The organism is Paenibacillus tyrphae (assembly GCF_000722545.1).
In the GTDB taxonomy this organism is placed as follows: domain Bacteria; phylum Bacillota; class Bacilli; order Paenibacillales; family NBRC-103111; genus Paenibacillus_G; species Paenibacillus_G tyrfis.
The window spans coordinates 232,230-249,196 of the sequence record NZ_JNVM01000004.1 but is presented as its reverse complement, the minus strand read 5'-3'; the positions used below and the strand labels follow the sequence as shown (position 1 = coordinate 249,196).

Sequence of the window (16,967 nt, the reverse complement as noted above, 5' to 3'; positions counted from 1 at the left end):
GAGGTCGGCATTATGGACTTATCGCTTCAAATATGGAAACGACGAAACGGATGCCGTAATACGCCGTAATCTGCAGCAGCTCCCCCGTTTTGTTCCCGACACGGTTGATGCCCGTGTACGCAGCCGGATCTTCCGGCATGGCCGGCTTCGCTTTAGCCTCCGCAGGTCGCTGCGCATGCGGCTTGGGCACCGGCCCCGCTGCATTCGCACCCGCCGGAGGCGCGGCGCCCGGTTTCCCCGCAGGCGCGGAGGTATACGCGTGCTGCTTCGCCTCCGCAGCCCCAGACTGCGGCTTGTTCAGCGGGCCGTGAATCCGCTCGGTTCCCTGCGTGGCAAGCGCAACTCCGAAAAAGATGCAGAAGGCCATCGCCAATCCTACGGCGCCGACTTTGACGAACGTATTTCCTCTCACCGTGCTCTCCTCTCTTTCTCGCCGGGGGTCCGGTACCGGCCGTTACTTTTTCCCGTCTTTCCCGTCCGTAACCGGCGCATCGACCTTCTCCGCATTCAGGATTATTTCGGAAACCGCTTTGGCCAGCGCATCCACGGTGCGATAGCATTCCTCCAGGCTGTTGTCCACCCCGCCGACTTCGATCAGCACGCTGTTCGGAGAGAAGGTCTGATTGTAGACGCCGTTGCCCTCGCCGTTTTTGGCATGAATCCCTTTGGAGAGGCCGGGATACTTCACTTCGAGCACGCGGTCGATTTGTTCGGCGAATTGGTAATTTTGCTTCCAATTCGGATTTTTACCGCCGATGATAAAGTAGATTTGCGCGTAATCTTTTCCGTTGATCGTCGCCGTCGTCTTGTCGCGGCGCTGTGAGTCGCGGTGAATGTCAAAATAAAATTTCAAGTCCGGGTGCCCGAATACGGCCTCTTCCAACGTTTTGAACGAATATTTGTAGGAGTAGTAATAGTTGAAGCTTTTTTCGATGGCCGGATAGTTTTTATCGGAATGCACGGCGCCGATGCCTTCCTTTTCCAACATTTGGGCGAGCCGCAGCCCGACCTGCGTCACGTTCCGTTTCGGGTCGTACGCCTTGTCCGGATCTCTGACGCCGGGCAGCTCCGGCAAATACGATTCCTGATTGTGCGATTGATAGACGAAGGCGACGTTCTTGCCCGCCATTCGCGGTCCCTCGGCCGCAGGCAGCGGGATGGCCGGTCCCTGCACTTTTCCGTCGTCGACCGATTTCGCTCGGGGATTGGCCGTGATCGAGCCCGCTTCCCCCAGGTCCCCACGCTGGAACACGTCCGATTTGGGGCCGTAGTCCTCGGGAGAATCGACGACGAAGCCGTCGGCGCCGCTCAGCAGTATGGAGCGCTCCTGCGACAGCCCAGGCACCTCCCGGGAAATGAGCGTTTTCGGATCCTTCGGATTCAGATCGGTAAACAGCGAGAACAGGAAGCCTGACACGTTCGATTGCGAAAACGTAAACGACTTGCGGTCCTGCTGCAAGCCCGGCACCTCCATCCCCATCATATCCATGAAGAAACGGCTGGACACGGATGCTGCCAATCCCTTCATCGACGTGGAAGGGGAAGGATTCGAGACGGTCGAATGCACATACCCCAGCAATCCGATGGCTATAAAAAACAACAGACATCCTGTCATCAGGATGGTAAACGTCCTTGAGTACATGCCGATGGCTTGTCCCATTTTCCGGTACCTGCTTAAATTGACGGTTACGGCCGGCCACTTCATGTTCCATTCCTCCTTGTTCGGCTTCTGGTGCATCTTCGGCTGAGCAGGCACCCCGGCACTTTTTTGCCGCCGGCAGGTAAGTCTGCTTCTCTACTACCAACTCTATGAAGCCGCGCTAGAAGATAGAACCTGAAAATCATAGACCGTGAGAAATTTGCCGGCATAATCAAAAACGCCCGAGTCGGAGGATCGTCATCCTGCCATTCCCGGACGTTCGTTCAGCTTAATGCGTATACGCAGATACGTTGCTTGTATCGACTGCCTCATGCAGCGCGGCATTCAGCCCGCTGGCAATAATGTTGGCGATATCTTCGATGAACTGGTCGATTTCCTTCGGCGTAACGAGCAGATCGTGGCCGAGCGGGTTCAGCACTTCCTGCACCAGTTGCAGCCGCTCCTGCTCCTGCATATTGTCGAGAAGACCGAGAATATGTCCGGTGTTCGCCGTCTGCTTGCGAAAATGGTTATGCATCATGTCGAACGCATTATTCACAATCGTCGAGGCGAAGACGACGGTCGGCACGCCGATGGCGATGACAGGCACTCCAAGCGTATCCAGCGTCAAGCCTCTGCGCTTGTTGCCGATGCCTGACCCGGGATGAATGCCCGTGTCCGCGATCTGGATCGTCGTGTTGACGCGTTCGAGCGAACGGGACGCCAGCGCGTCGATGGCGATGACCAGATCGGGCTTCGCCTGCTCCACGATTCCCTGCACGATCTGGCTCGTTTCGATCCCGGTCGTCCCAAGCACGCCCGGCGCCACGGAGCTGACCGGACGATAGCCAGGGCTGACCTGATCCGGCATCAGCTCGAAATAATGGCGGGTCACCATAACATTTTCCACGACCATCGGTCCCAGCGCATCTGGCGTCACGTTCCAGTTGCCGAGTCCGATGATCAATACGCTCGCCTTCGGCCCAATATTCAGCTTGTGCAAAAATTTCTCGAACTCCTGCGCGAATATCGTGGCTACCCGGTCCTGCAGATCGCTGTCTTTTTGACGCAGCGCCGGCACGTCCAACGTTATATAATGACCCGGAAGCTTCCCGACCGCCTGGGAGCCCTCCTGGGAAGTAATATCGATCACGCTGACCCGGACGCCTTCCTCCTCGTACTGCGTCCGCTCAATGCCCGGTATCGTCATTCCGCCGGCCGATGCCAAGTCGTGCGCCTCAAGGGCGAGATCCGTGCGTACGGAGTAAGCGCTCAAATCCAATCCCATGCTCTCGTCTCCTTTCATTCTGGCTCGCCCAGTTATTGTGTGAAAAAGCCAAATCCGTTATGCAAAAGTTTTACAGGCTCAGTCCGGCGTTTCTATTGCATTTTCATATGGCCCATGTTAGAATATTAAGAGTTGTCAACAAAACATGACCTATGTTTTTTTGCAAGTTGTGGTAGGAGGTGAACGTCATGCCAAACATTAAATCCGCGATTAAACGCGTGAAAGTAAGCGAGAAGCGCCGTCTTCGCAACGCTTCGCACAAATCCGCGCTCCGCACGGCTGTAAAAACAGCTGAAACTGCAATCGCAGGCACCAACGTGGAAACGGCTAAAGCCGCTCTGATCGCTGCCAGCAAAAAGTTGGACAAAGCAGTGACCAAAGGATTAATCCATAAAAATGCCGCTGCCCGCAAAAAGTCCCGTCTCGCGAAAAGACTTAACGCGCTTTCCGCACAATCGTAAGGCACTTTAAGCGGTGTTGCAGCAGGTACGAGACTTTGTCTCCGTACCCGTTGTCAACAACATACATGCGATAAAGAAAGACCTTCAGGCCATTCGTCCTGTCGGTCTTTTTTATTTACATGAAGGAGATCGTATGAAGAAGGTTCTCATCGTTGGAATTGTAGCCAGCGGTAAAACGACGTTGGCGAAGCGCTTATCCCAAAAGATGAATGTTCCTTGGTATGAGTTGGATGATATCGTTCATCCTCAAACGGCGGCCGGGCGGTATAAACGTACAGCGGATGAGCAGGTCGAGGTTATTAGGAATATTGATAAAAGCGGAGCATGGATATTCGAAGGAACGGACCGGGAATCGTATCAATGTTTATTTGATATGGCAGACACCATTATTTTTCTCGATACACCGCTATGGAAACGCAGAATCCGAATATTTGATTATATGATAATAAAGACTTGAGTTTTGTTAAGCAAAAATGACAAGAGCATGGCCGTCCCTTCCCGGAACGATCATGCTCTTTTCTTGTATCGTCAGGACGCCAGCCGCAGCAGAAACATTTCCAAGCCCAGCACCTTGTCGATTTTCCCGCTCTTCATCCGATAATCGAGATCCGCCAGCTGCCGCAAAATGTCCGCCAGCTGCTTCAATTCGAACTTGTTCGCCTGACCGGCCGCAACCTTCACGCCATACGGATGCAGCCCAAGCTGGCCGGCGATTTGCTGCTGCGAATAGCCCTGTTGCATCAAATCCTTCACTTGAAACATAATGCGGAACTGCCGGGCGATCAACATTACGATTTTGATCGGCTCCTCCTTGCGGCGGATGAGCTCGCCTAGCATCGTAAACGCCTGATCCAGCTTGACCTGAACGATATGCTCGATCAGCAGGAAGATGTTCTGCTCGATGCTTCTTGTGACAAGCTGCTCCAAATCTTCGGCTTGAAGCGTCCCCCCTTGACCGACGTAGAGGGCGCATTTCTCCACTTCCTTTATGAGCGCCTGAAGGCTGGTGCCCGTGTACAAAATAAACTGCTCCGCAACCCCGGGACCGAACGAAAACCCGGCTTTACCCGCTTCCTGATTGACCCATCCCGTCAGTTCGTCCGCAGACAGCATGGCGCACGGGACAAGCGCATCGGCTTCCTTCAGCGCCTTGACGATCTTTTTGCGCTCGTCCAGCTTGTCCGCCTCGACCGTAAAAACGATGATGGAGAAATCCGTCGGGGCTTTCAAATAGTCCGCAAGCCGTTCGAGCGAATGCTCCACTTTGCCGCTTTCCTTGGCGCCTGTCAGAAACAGCGCATTCGTTGCGACGACCAGCTTGCTCGGCACCATAAAAGGCAGCGTCTCCGCCTCCTCGATGATGGCATCGACCGGCGTTTCCGTCAGATCGTACCGCGATACGGCAAACGCTTTATGCTCCGGCTCGATCAGCTTGTCCGTCAAGCGGGCGATCAGCTCCTGAATCAGATAGCTTTCCGCCCCGTAGGCTATGTATACGGGCTTAAACTGCCCCTTGCTGATGTGCTTCATCGCCGTTTTGTAATCCATCGTGCCGCCCACCGTTCCTTCCCGCTCTGCTTACGTCCTTCATGATACCAACAACAAAGGGATTACGTCAAAACCCTAAGGCCCGACCTAATCCCTTTGCCCGAAACCCATCTATATAAACACCCGCCGGGCAGGCTCTAGAAACCGGCCCGCAGATGGTCATACGACGTGAATCGTCTTCCGTCCTAATCTATTGTATATATACGTGAATGTACGCCGCGAGGTGCAACAGTTCTCTTTACCAATATGTTAAACTTTCATGAACTTGTTGAAACCCGGCTTCCGGTTACGGCTTGCTCGGTTTGACTTCCGTTTCGTTTTTGGCTTTCAGATCGATGACGAACGTCTTGGACTGTTCAGCCATGTTGACCCGGTACGTCAATTTCCCGTCGCCGGACCATTCCACAAGCTCGATGCGATCCGCGCCCTTCCAATTGTAGCTGGACGCATACAGCTCCTTGCCGTCTTTGTCAAAAATAACAATTTTCTCTTCCCGGACCGATGCCTTATACTTCCCGTCCGAGGATGCAAGCTCATGAGCTGCGGGCTTCGAGTCCGGCTTGGCGGCAATGCCCATATGCGAGCTGCCTTGAGCGGAGCCTTCCAACGGCGGCTGATCCATCGCTTCGGCACCGCCCGTATCGGCCGACTCGGAGGTAGCCGCTTCTTCCGAAGTTTCGGATGGCCCCAAAGCGTTGAAGCCCTTGGCTTGCTCGCCGCTGCCGTTCTTCGGCACTACCGTCTGTTGACCGCCCCGGTCCCCGGACGAACCCCCTTTTTCCTGTTCCGGAGGAGACGCAGGCTGCTGGGAAGGCACCGCTATACTATCGCGTCTCTCCGCCGGAGCCTTCGGCAGCTTCTCCTGAATGGGCTGCTCCGGTTCCGCCGCCGTGTTCCCGCCTCCAGACGTCTGCTGCCGGGGTACGGCAGTCTGGTTCCGGTCCGCATCCGTTGCCTCGGGGCTTCTCGATTGGATAGTAGCTTCTTTGTCGGCATCGCCGCTTCCTGCAGACGAAGTTTGGGGCTTGTGCTCCTCGGTCGCCGATTTGTTATCGGAGCCACCTGCGGGAAGAGACTTATCCGCTTTGACCCCCGCCTGCGCCGCCGGCTGGCTTTTCGCCGCATCGGTTGCTTGACCGGCCGCAGCATTTTCCGCTTTCTTATCCGTCATCGAGAGCAGCAATCTTCCCGCATCCCCATCGGGTTTGGTCTGGTGCTGGAACAGGAAAAATCCGAACACGAGCCCGGCCGCTACGACGCCGCCGAACACGGGGAAGGAAATCCATTCCCGCACATTTTTGCGCCAGCTTCCCCAGGTCGGACGTTCGTCCGCCGGATCAGCGGCGGCCTTAGCCCGCAGCGCTTCCGTCTCGCGCTCGATCTTGTCGGAAGCGGCGTAAGTGGTATCCGGTACAGCCCCCGCCGCCTCAAGCTGCTCCAGCTTCGGCAATATGGCATCGACCAAGCTGAATGGCGGCGTTACCTTGGGCAAGCTCTCCAGCTCGTTCGATAAATTAACAAGACGTTCGAACAATTCCGTGCAATCCGGACACTGCTGCAGATGCTGAAGCATCCGGCCGTACTCCGTTTCATCGAGATCCCGGTCCAGGTATCTCTGCATCAGTTCGATCACCTCTTGACACATCATCCCCGTACACTACCTTTCCGTAACGATTCGTATATCCTCTTCATGCTGCGCCGCTTACCCTCGAACCGCGTCGCCGCTAGGCTTTTTGTACTCCCTCAGGATGGTTTGGAGCTGCTGTCTTGCCCGGAACAAATAAGATTTCACCGTATTGATCGGCAAGTCGAGCGATTCCGCTATCTCATTGTAGGAAAAATCCTGCAAGTATCGAAGCACCACGACGGACCGATGGTGCTCGGGGAGCTTGTCGATGGCATCTCGGATGTCCTGAGCGATATACGTAGACATCACTTCGTCTTCCACCGTTTTATGGTCGGTAAAGCTCAAATCGTGCTGCTCGATCGAAACCGTAGGCTTGGCCCGGCGGAATTTATCGATACACAAGTTGGTCACGATGCGCTGCACCCACGTTTTAAACTGAGCCTTTTCTTCATAGGAGTTGATCTTCGTATAAATTCGGATTAACGCTTCTTGGGCAGCGTCCATCGCATCCTGCTCGTTGTTCAAAATGTAATAAGCGGTACGGTAGACGTGGTTTTCAATTTCGCGCAATAGGGTAATTAGAGCGTCGCGATCGCCCGACTGGGCAGCCTTGATAACTTCAGGCGCTACCACTGGGATCCCCCTCTCTTGCAACCTTATAAACGAGTGCGTCGGGCAAAATGTTGCACCCGGAACACAACTCTATCAGCATATCAAATTTTGACTTCGAGGTATATAGAAGTTCCCAAGCTTGAACAGCCGATTCATATCGTTCAATTATACGTGTACAGAGCTTTTTTGTTTCGTAGCAAAAAAAGATCGGATTCCCCGCGGTTCCCCGGCTGACGCTGCCCGTTTAAGGCTCGTGCTCGGAGAATCGTTAAGAATCCGATGATAGGCTTAAGTATAAAGCAAATGTGTTGCTCCCGGTCTATGTCACCGTTTGGCTGCCGATATTCGGGCCGTCTTTCCAAAAGAAGCTTTCCGTCCCGCAGGAAAGATCGTGGCGAGCGCTCCGGCGCATACGATCGAAGCTGCGCCGATTAAAGCCCCTTGGTAATGCCCGCTGCCCGATACCATCCAGCCTGCGACGATCGGACCTATCACCTGCCCGGTGCCGTAAACGGCGGTGAGGACGCCGACAAATCTTCCGGAATCGGCCGGCATCCGCTGCCGCGTCCACGAAATGGTCAGCGTCGTGATGCCCATGAACGTCAAGCCGAACAGCACGGCTCCCAGCAGCACGCCCGGCCATGCCGGATAAATAACGGGAAGCGCGATTCCGGCCGCTTGGAGTACCAAGGCCGCAAATAAAGCCGACCTGCTTCCGATCCAGCCCGCAAGCAGAGACCATAACCAGCAGGAAGGAATGGCCGTTGCGCCGACCAAAATCCAGCTCCAGGCTGAAAAAGACTGCATCGCCGGAAGCTGCTGCACGTAAGCGACGAGAAACGTACCGGTCACGATGTAGCCGAGCCCTTCCAGTCCGTAGACGATCAGCAGCCGTATTTTGAAGCTTGTCAGCGAGCTGCGATCCTCGGGAACGGATGAAATGGTGCGGGCCTCCGCAGCCGCTGAATCCGCCGGTTCCCGAAGCTTCGTCCACGCCAGCGCCAGCAAAACGGCGCATATCAGCGCCATGCCAAGCCACGTGCCGCGCCAGCCGTACTGCGCATGCAGCCAAGGGACCGCAAAGCCGGTCGCAGTAATGCCAAGGCCGACGCCGCTGTAAAAGAGCCCTACCGCATGATGAGGCTTCGACAGCCCCGCCAAGCCGTCCATGACCAATCCGGACACGTAGACGAAGATCACGGCGCTTGCGAAGCCGGAGACAAAGCGCAGCGCCAGCCACAGCGCATAGCTGCCCGCGATCCCCATCCATGCCGTCGTCGCTACACTGACGATAAGCGCCAGCTTCAACCGGCTCAATCTGCTCTCCTTCCGAGCCCCCAGGGCGGTCATAATCGCACCGGCCAAATAACCCGCATAATTCGACGATGCCAGCGCGCCGGCGCCCGCCTCGGAAAACAACTGCTGCTTTAGCATTAATGGAAGAATCGGCGTATAAGCGAACCTCCCGACCCCCATTGCGATAAAAAGAGAAGCGATCCCCCCGCCGACCAATAATAGCGAACGCTTTTTTTGCTCGTTCATCCCGATCCCTCCGCTGTCTCGTTCAACAAAAACTTATTGTCTTGTTTATCGTAGACGCAATTTGATATCATGTAAATAAAATGTTTTTGATAATACGTATCATTATTTCATATACCAAAGGAGGCACCGATCATGCCGCTGGATACCGCAGCTCTTCAAGTATTTCAAGCCGCCGCGCGGAGCGGCAGCGTCTCCAAGGCCGCGCAGCTGCTAAACTACGCGCAATCCAACGTCACCACGAAAATCAAGCAGCTCGAAAAAGAGCTTGGTGCCCCGCTCTTTTACCGGCATAACCGGGGTATCACGCTGACTCCTGCGGGCAAAACGCTGCTTGAGTACGCCGACAAAGCGCTGCGTTTATTGGAGGAGGCGCGCAAAGCGGTTCAAGATGCATCGACGCCGATCGGGCCGTTGTCGATCGGGTCGATGGAAACGACCGCTGCCGTCCGGCTGCCCCACCTGCTGGCAGACTATCACCGGATGTGCCCGGAGGTCGATTTGTCTTTCGTGACGGGACCGTCGCAGCAGTTGATTCAGGCGGTGCTTGATTACAGCTTGGACGGAGCGTTTGTCATGGGACCCGTGGAACATCCGGAGCTGCTGCAGGATTCCGTCTTCGAGGAAGATCTTGTCCTTGTCACGGACACATTGCACCCGCGTCTTGATTTTCCGAAGGAATTGACGGACCGGACCGTTCTCGTGTTTCGTTCCGGCTGCTCCTACCGGGCCAAGCTGCTTGGCTGGCTTCAGGAGGAAGGCGTCATGCCCGTCAAAATTATGGAATTCGGCACCTTGGAAACGATTATCGGATGCGTTGCCGCCGGACTTGGCGTCTCCCTGCTTCCCGAATCGATCGTGCGGAGCAAAACCAAGGAAAGCCTCGTCCGATCCTATCCGATCCCGGAACGGTACGGACGGGTTCAAACGGTATTTATCCGCCGGAAAGACGCCTATATGACGCAAGCCTACAAGCTGTTTCTCCATGAGATCAAGAACCGTTTCCTCTTACCGGGCGGCTCCGGCGAGCCATCATAATTTAAGATGGCCAGTATCTGCTATTGCGATTTTACTCGACGAAGCGGATTGCTTATGATGAGAACATAGCAGGTTTGGATATACCTCCAAGTATTGGAAGGAGTGCTGTACCATGCTTTCTACTCCCATGACAGACATCGTCGGATGTTCCTATCCCATCATACAAGCCGGCATGGCCGGGGGGCCGACGACTCCGGAGCTCGTAGCCGCCGTGTCGGAAGCCGGCGGTCTGGGGACGATTGGCGCCGCATATCTCACGCCCGAGCAAATCAAACGCGCCATCGAGGATGTCCGCCGTCTGACGGATCGCCCTTTTGCCGTCAATTTGTTTTCCCCTGAAACATTCGGTCCGCCCGATGAGATCGCAGCGCGAATGAACGAATGGTTAAACCGTTATCGGGAACGGTTTAATCTTGCGCCCGGGGCTATGCCCGCTAAGTTTCAAGAAACGTTCGAAGAGCAGCTTCAAGTCGTTCTGGACGAACGCGTGCCCGTGTTCAGCTTTACCTTCGGCATTCCTTCGCCGGAGCTCATCGGCAAGCTGAAAAGCGAAGGCATTAAGCTCGTCGGGACCGCGACAACGGTTCGCGAAGCGCTGGCGCTTGAGGCGGCGGGAATCGACCTTATCGTCGCCCAAGGCAGCGAAGCCGGCGGACACCGCGGCACGTTCTTGGGCCGTTACGAGGACGGACTGGTGGGAACGATGGCGCTTGTGCCTCAAATCGTCGCCCAAGTCCGCACTCCCGTCATCGCCTCGGGAGGCATTATGGATGGCCGCGGAATCGTTGCCAGCCTGGCGCTAGGCGCTTCCGGCGTGCAGATGGGCACCGCTTTTCTGACCTGCGACGAAAGCGGAGCCCACGAGCAGCATAAGCGGACCATCCTTCAAAGCAGCGAAGAGGACACGACGGTGACCGTTGCCTTTTCGGGAAAAGCAGCCCGGGGAATCAAAAATGAATTTATTTCGGATATGGAGCAATATCCGGGATCCATTCCCGAGTACCCTATCCAAAATAAATTAACGCAAGACATCCGCAAGGCTGCGGCGAACGCAAACAACCCGCAGTATATGTCGCTCTGGTGCGGACAAGCGCTGCGCTTGAATAGGACTCAGCCCGCAGGCAAGCTGATCGGCGAGCTGATGAGCGAAGCAGCCGGGACGCTGCAGCGACTAAGTCAATTCCGAGAAGGATGATCGTACCCGGCATATAAAAAAGAGGCTTCTTCCAAGCAGATTCACGTCTACTCGGAAGAATGCCTCTTTTTAATTTACATAAAACTGCTGCTGCCGGTCGCTTATCGCGGCCTGTCCGTTTGGGGCTCCGCAAGGTTCCGTTCGCTTTGGCTCGCACGCTTGCTTTTCCATTCGGATACGACGATGCCGGCAAAAATAAGTCCGATGCCGAGCCACTGGAGCAAGCCGGTCCGCTCATGAAGCAGCAGGCTGGAGCACACAATGACGACGGGCAGCTCGATCGCCCCGATGATGGAGGCTACGCCGGTACTGAGGTGCGGGGCACCCTTAGTATACAAGTACGGCGGAAGGATCATGCCGAACAGGCTGAGAATGACCGCCCATCCCCACAAGCCGTTCGTCAGCGCGCCGCTCCACAGAAACGTCGGCGGATAAATAAGCGACACGACGATGACCGCTCCCGTCAGCATCCACGAGCTGCGCAAAATCGCAGGCACGTCTGTCGCAACCCTACCGCTGAAATAGACGGTCAGCGTATAGCTTGCGGCCGCAAGCAGCCCGAGCCCGATACCGGTCCAGTTGAACTGAGGCACGCTGCCTTCGAGAAAACCGGAGGCGAACAGCGTGCCGGCCAGCACGATGACAACGCCGATGAGCTGAAACCGGTTGGGCGCTTTTTTTTGCAGCAGCCAATCCGCGAGCAGCCCCATCCAGGTGAACTGGAACAGCAGCAGCACCGCGAACGATGCGCTCAACGTTTGCAGCGCGTAGTAGTAAAACACGCCGGTAAGCCCCGTAAACACCCCGCTGCCGAGCAGCTTCAGAAAGACCATCCTCGGCATCTTCTTCATGTAGCCCCAGCAACGGATGCTCAGAAGCCACAAAGCCACAAAGCCGAACAACACTTGGCTGCCCGTCACTTCGGCGGGCGAAAAACCGTCCTTATACGCCAGTTTGACGCAAGTGGACAGTATCCCGTACGATGCAGCGCCGGTCAGTACCAACAAGCTAGCTTTGAATCGCTGCGAAAATATCATAACCGATCCTCGGTTCTAGTTAACCCTCACCCACCCGCGGTAGCTCCGGCCGTTAAAACCGAAAGCCCCACAAACAAAAAATATAGCAAACTCTGAGCCGAGTTTCAAGACTTGTTTTTTATAATGAACTGACTGAAGTAAGTTTTCTGTTTGAAAACAGCTTAAATTGTGATAATATTACTAATATGTTTACCTGACTACGGTAAGGTAAATGAGTCATAGAGCCAAGGTGGGTACGATGAGCCGAAGAGAAGAGATCAAGAAAGCCGCCATAGGGCATCTGCTGCAATACGGTTATGAAGGCACGAAGCTGGCGGATATTGCCCAAGAGGTAGGGATTAAAAAGCAGTCGATGTACGCTCATTTTGAGAACAAGAAAGATTTGGTCGTCGAAATCCACGAGGACGCAACGAAGCAGGAAATCGCCTACTTGACCACGTTTTTTCACGAGCATAAGGGGGAGCCGCTGCAGACGCTGCTGCGCACCTTCGTTGAAGAGATGAAAGACCGCTACGCGACCAACCGGAATGTGAAGCTGATGTTTCTGATGGCGTTCATGCCTCCGGAGCCGCTGCAGGAACTGTGCATCACCATGTACGAATTGTATTCGCACCATTTGCTTCATCTGTTGGAGCTTGCTTTTCAGCTCGATTCGACCACTCAGGTCAATCCGAAGGAAGGCGCGCTCGCCGTGCATACGATTTACGAAGGCTTGACCGCCAAACTGATTTTCGGCAGCCCGGATTATTTTATCCAAGCGGCCGATACAACCTTTTCCTTATTATGGAAAGGAATACTTTATAGAGAAGATAGCTAGAGGTGTATGATGCAACTTGAAAATAACAAGCTGACAGCCTTGGAATCCGATTCCGTAGGCAAAGTATTCGTCCGTTATTTGGTTCCGTCGGTTGTCGGTATGTTTATGATGTCCATTAACGTCGTAATTGACGGCATTTTCGTCGGGCAGCGGCTCGGCGAGGTGGCGTTGGCGGGGGTCAACGTCGCCTTTCCGGTATTTTCGATTTATTTTGCCATATCGCTGTGGGTCGGTATCGGCGGCGCGGCTCTGTATTCCAGATCGCTAGGCGCCAAAGATGCCGAGCAGGCACGCTCGATCTTTACTCATTCGCTTACGCTCATTTTCAGCTTGACGCTCGCGCTGGCGGGAATTGCTTATTTGTTCCGGGAAAAGCTGGCGGTGTTTCTCGGGGCCAATAACGAGACGATGCCTTACGCGATGGAATTTATGACCGTGCTGCTGAGCTTCGGCTTTGTCGTCACTGTGCAAAATGCGTTCAGCATCTTTGTACGCAACGACGCCAATCCGAATCTGGCGATGATTTCGCTGCTCGTCACCGCCGTATGCAATATCGGGCTAAATTACGTGCTTCTGTTTGTGCTCGACTTCGGTGTAGCCGGGTCCGCATGGGCACTCATCGGCGCATCCGCCATCGGGGCGTGCGTGCTGTTCACGCATTTTCTGCGCAAGGACAGCACGCTCCGCTTCGTTAAGCTGCGTTTGTCGTGGAAGCTGGCCAAAAGCACGTTCACGATCGGCTTTCCGAGCTTCGTCGCGGAATTGGGTATCGCTGTCTTTACGGCAGGCTACAACATGGCTATGGTCCGGTGGGCGGGCACGTTAGGCGTATCGGCCTTCTCCATTCTAAATTACGTACACAGCGTGGTGCTGATGTTGTTCATCGGCATGGGATCGGGCATTCAGCCGCTGATCAGCTACTATCGGGGCGCGAAGCAGCATGCCCGGGAGCGGGAAACGATCCGCATCGCCGTAAAAACGTCGATCGGCATCGGGCTGGGCGTGTTTCTGATCGGTTTGCTTACAGCCGACGGCATCGTCTCCTTATTCGGTTCGTTTACCCGGGAGGTTCAGGAGCTGGCCGCTTCCGGTATACGCCTGTTTTTCGTCGGCTATTTGTTCATGGGCGTCAACTTTGTCATGATGACGTACTTTCAATCGACCGACCAAGTCAAAATGGCGACTTGGATTACCGTAGCGCGCGAAATGCTGATCATGGTCGCCCTGCTGTTCACCCTGCCCCATGTCATGGGAACGACTGGAATTTGGCTCGCTATCCCGCTTTCGGAGCTGATCGTCGTCCTTACCGTATATGCTTATATCCGCAGACACTCCCGCACCGCCGCTTCGGTGAATGCCGCCTCTTAACGCAGACTGCACCTTCACCTGCGTTTCCACTTCGCGAAAGCCGCTTGGCCCATCATCGTATGGACCGGGCGGCTTTCGCCGCGTTATGGCGTGCAGTTGGCGCGGCCGTTCCCGCCATACCTTTAAGGCCGGAGCTTCGTTCGCGTATAAATCTTTCCGTCACGCACGGTCATCTGCACCTCCCCGTCCCTGTCCGTCCGCTGCACACTTATACCGTGCGACGTCAGCCGCTCCAGCACCTGCCGGTTCGGATGCCCATAAATGTTGTTCGCCCCGGCGGAGATGACCGCGTGCTTCGGCTGCCAAGCGTTCAGCCACTCTTCGGCCGTAGACGACTTGCTCCCGTGATGGGCGACCTTCAGCACATCGACGGGCTGATATACTGCCGATACCTGTGCGGCATCCCCCGATGACGACACAGCTTCACGAACGGCAGGAGCCAGCGCCTCCCCTTGAGTAAGTCCCGGCGTTACCGTCGACCAACGGTCGAGCAGCTTTCGCTCCTCGGCCTGTCCGATATCGCCTGTGAACAGCCAACGAGTGCCCGCCATCTCCATTAAAAACACGACGGAGCTCGGGTTTTGATCCTGCTCCACACGCACACCCTCCCGCGCTCCCTCCGGCAGCGGATACAAGAAATGAAGCGCCGTGCCGGCGTCGACCTGCAGCGTATCTCCCGCCTCCACTTCGACTAGCTCCGTCCCCTTTTCCAGTGCGGTTTGAAACAGCTTTTTCACAGCCGGCAGCGGCTTCAACGTCCCGTTGAACAAAAAACGACGTACCGGAATGTGCTCAAGCACCGCCTGCAAGCCGCCGAAATGGTCGGCATCCTGATGCGTCAGAATAAGCTCATCGATTTGCTGCACGCCGCGTTTTTTGAGCAGCGGCACGAGCATTTTCCGGCCCACTTCATAAGGGTCTCTCCGCTCCTTCCACGCATCCCCCGGTTTACGGAAGGAGACCGTTCCGCCTCCGTCCACCAAGATCGTATGGCCTCCCGGGAGCGTCTGGATCAAGATGCTATCCCCCTGTCCCACATCCAGAAACTGCACGCGTCCCTCCGCTGTTCCGCGTTCCGGATCGTAGCCGTACCAGAGCAGTCCGGCAAAACCTAGTAAGCTCGCGGGCAGCAGGACGTATCGGTTCATCGTTTGCCGGTTTAGAAACGGCAGCTTGTTCGTTTTTACCCCGTAAAGCATCGGCTCGGGGGCAGCCCCTTCGTCCTTGGCCGCGAACGACTGCAGCAGCACAAGCGCCGCGCACAGCAGTCCGTAATAAGCCAAGATCCATACCGGTGAAGGGCTTGGCCAAATCGTTTGAACCGCATCCGGCTTGCTGGCTTGTTCCACCACGTAAAACAGAAGCTCGTTTGTCTTGGCAATCAGCCACCCAAGCCAGCCCGCTCCGGTCCCCCAGACGAATCCAAGCAGCATGGCCGCCGTTCCGCCCGGCATCACCCATGCGCTAAAAGCAGGAACCAGCGCAAAATTGGCAGCAAACGAAAGCAGGGAAAATTGGTTGAAATAATAAATCGACAGCGGAAACGAGATCAGCTGCGCGACTACGGTAATCGACAGCGCGTCTCTTAGTTTCACATGCTTTACCGGTAGCAGCTTGTTCATTTGCGGAACGCCGAGAATGAGTCCGAGCGTAACCAGAAACGAAAGCTGGAAGCTGACGTCCAGCAAGTAATACGGATTCCAGACGAGCATGCCGACTCCCGCGATCAGCGCGATGTGGAGCCCGTCCTTAAGCCGGTTCCGATAAGCGGCATACAAGCCGATCATCGCCATCAGGCCGGCGCGGACGATCGAAGGCGAAGCCCCGGTGACGGCGATATACAGCGGCATGAGCGCAAGCGCGGTAAGCAGATACGTTTCCCGTGTCAGTCCGAAGCGGCGCAGCAGCCAGATCAAGCATGCCAGAAAAATAGCGACATTCAAGCCGGAGATCGCGATAATATGGGTCAGGCCCAGCCGGGAAAACCGCTCGAATTGCTGCGGCTCGATCTCATCCGTCAGGCCGATCAGCATCCCTTTCATAAAGCCGCTTTGATCCGGAGGGAACAACCGGTCTACCTGCGCAGCCAGCCGGTCCCGAAAGCGGTCGATGCCGCGCATGGCAAACCAGCCGCCCCATACGCCGGATTCCGGTGGCGTTACGGCGAGTCCCGCTGTCCCTTTTGCCGTCATCTGCCAATGAATATGCTGCAGCCGCAAATAGTTCCGGTAGTCGAAGCCGCCGAAATTGCGAGCTTCCGCCGGGCGGCGCAGCGTTCCGTCCAGCTCGATCCGGTCGCCCCGCTCCCAGCGTCTGGCCGTCTCCTGCTCCTCCCGAGCAAGCAAACGGATCGAAAACTGCATCAGCTCGCCTTTGCCGCCATTCTCCGGTACCACATGTTCGAGAATTGTTACGGATTCAGCTTCCGCTTGAAAGGAAACGCGGTCCCCGTCTACCGAAACCGGCGTCACGATCCTCCCTTGAAAATGCACGCCGCTTACTTCATCGGTTTGTAATTCGACCAAGCTCCGGTTTCGGGCATCATGGTCGCCGTATACGCCCGCCGCTGCCGCGACGATCAACAGACTGCGGAGCCAAACGGTCCCCTTTGGTCTCACGATCATCGCAGCGCAATACAGCATTCCTGCAGCCATAGCCAGCCACAGATTCATCCATGGCAGCCGCACGATCACCGCAACGGCATAGCCTATCCCCCAACATACCGCGAACGCTACGATCGGTCTTTGAGCCATCCGCTCCTCCTTCCAGCAACAAAAAAGAACCTCTTCCGGACGCAT

At 55.7% G+C, this 16,967-nt stretch carries 15 protein-coding genes; 6 read left to right on the top strand and 9 right to left on the bottom strand.

Annotated features, from left to right (window positions below; all coding sequences use genetic code 11):
• Positions 1–10: 10 nt before the first annotated feature.
• The 3 genes from ET33_RS04555 to gpr form a co-directional block, all read right to left on the bottom strand.
• Complete coding sequence (locus ET33_RS04555; RefSeq protein WP_036677081.1) at positions 11–412, bottom strand: hypothetical protein; 402 nt, start codon at positions 410–412, stop codon at positions 11–13.
• Between the two features lie 42 nt (positions 413–454).
• Positions 455–1,705, bottom strand: coding sequence for a stage II sporulation protein P (gene spoIIP / locus ET33_RS04550; RefSeq protein WP_036677078.1), 1,251 nt, complete (start codon positions 1,703–1,705; stop codon positions 455–457).
• Between the two features lie 223 nt (positions 1,706–1,928).
• Positions 1,929–2,927: a GPR endopeptidase gene (gene gpr, locus ET33_RS04545; protein ID WP_036677076.1), complete on the bottom strand. Its 999-nt coding sequence runs from the start codon at positions 2,925–2,927 to the stop codon at positions 1,929–1,931.
• A gap of 188 nt (positions 2,928–3,115) precedes the next feature.
• Between gpr and rpsT the strand changes: the two genes are divergently transcribed.
• Both rpsT and ET33_RS04535 read left to right on the top strand, forming a co-directional pair.
• The gene (rpsT, locus tag ET33_RS04540; RefSeq protein WP_010495603.1) at positions 3,116–3,388 is read left to right on the top strand and encodes a 30S ribosomal protein S20; all 273 of its coding nucleotides are present in this window, start codon (positions 3,116–3,118) and stop codon (positions 3,386–3,388) included.
• Positions 3,389–3,401: 13 nt separating this feature from the next.
• Complete coding sequence (locus tag ET33_RS04535) at positions 3,402–3,845, top strand: P-loop NTPase family protein (protein WP_200879179.1); 444 nt, start codon at positions 3,402–3,404, stop codon at positions 3,843–3,845.
• A gap of 71 nt (positions 3,846–3,916) precedes the next feature.
• Here the strand turns inward: ET33_RS04535 and holA are convergent, their stop codons facing one another.
• From holA to ET33_RS04515, 4 genes are all read right to left on the bottom strand, one after another.
• Positions 3,917–4,936, bottom strand: coding sequence for a DNA polymerase III subunit delta (gene holA / locus ET33_RS04530; protein ID WP_036677756.1), 1,020 nt, complete (start codon positions 4,934–4,936; stop codon positions 3,917–3,919).
• Between the two features lie 286 nt (positions 4,937–5,222).
• On the bottom strand, positions 5,223–6,581 hold the full coding sequence (locus ET33_RS04525) for a zf-HC2 domain-containing protein (protein WP_268808309.1): 1,359 nt from the start codon (positions 6,579–6,581) through the stop codon (positions 5,223–5,225).
• A gap of 57 nt (positions 6,582–6,638) precedes the next feature.
• Positions 6,639–7,196 (bottom strand): RNA polymerase sigma factor, encoded by a 558-nt coding sequence (locus ET33_RS04520; RefSeq protein WP_036677069.1) that lies wholly within the window; start codon positions 7,194–7,196, stop codon positions 6,639–6,641.
• A 303-nt stretch (positions 7,197–7,499) separates the two neighbouring features.
• Entirely contained in the window at positions 7,500–8,717 is a 1,218-nt protein-coding gene (locus tag ET33_RS04515; protein WP_036677065.1) for a YbfB/YjiJ family MFS transporter, read from the bottom strand.
• A 138-nt stretch (positions 8,718–8,855) separates the two neighbouring features.
• Between ET33_RS04515 and ET33_RS04510 the strand changes: the two genes are divergently transcribed.
• Both ET33_RS04510 and ET33_RS04505 read left to right on the top strand, forming a co-directional pair.
• A complete protein-coding gene (locus ET33_RS04510) occupies positions 8,856–9,752 on the top strand; it encodes a LysR family transcriptional regulator (protein WP_036677755.1) in 897 nt (298 codons plus the stop codon).
• A gap of 112 nt (positions 9,753–9,864) precedes the next feature.
• The gene (locus ET33_RS04505) at positions 9,865–10,947 is read left to right on the top strand and encodes an NAD(P)H-dependent flavin oxidoreductase (protein WP_036677062.1); all 1,083 of its coding nucleotides are present in this window, start codon (positions 9,865–9,867) and stop codon (positions 10,945–10,947) included.
• A 101-nt stretch (positions 10,948–11,048) separates the two neighbouring features.
• Here the strand turns inward: ET33_RS04505 and ET33_RS04500 are convergent, their stop codons facing one another.
• A complete protein-coding gene (locus ET33_RS04500) occupies positions 11,049–11,984 on the bottom strand; it encodes an EamA family transporter (RefSeq protein ID WP_036677058.1) in 936 nt (311 codons plus the stop codon).
• A 238-nt stretch (positions 11,985–12,222) separates the two neighbouring features.
• Between ET33_RS04500 and ET33_RS04495 the strand changes: the two genes are divergently transcribed.
• On the top strand, positions 12,223–12,801 hold the full coding sequence (locus tag ET33_RS04495) for a TetR/AcrR family transcriptional regulator (protein WP_036677054.1): 579 nt from the start codon (positions 12,223–12,225) through the stop codon (positions 12,799–12,801).
• Between the two features lie 6 nt (positions 12,802–12,807).
• On the top strand, positions 12,808–14,169 hold the full coding sequence (locus tag ET33_RS04490) for an MATE family efflux transporter (protein ID WP_036677051.1): 1,362 nt from the start codon (positions 12,808–12,810) through the stop codon (positions 14,167–14,169).
• Positions 14,170–14,291: 122 nt separating this feature from the next.
• On the opposite strand, the gene ET33_RS04485 is transcribed toward ET33_RS04490, so the two are convergent.
• Positions 14,292–16,922, bottom strand: a complete 2,631-nt coding sequence (locus ET33_RS04485; protein WP_036677048.1) for a DNA internalization-related competence protein ComEC/Rec2 — start codon at positions 16,920–16,922, stop codon at positions 14,292–14,294.
• Positions 16,923–16,967 lie beyond the last annotated feature (45 nt).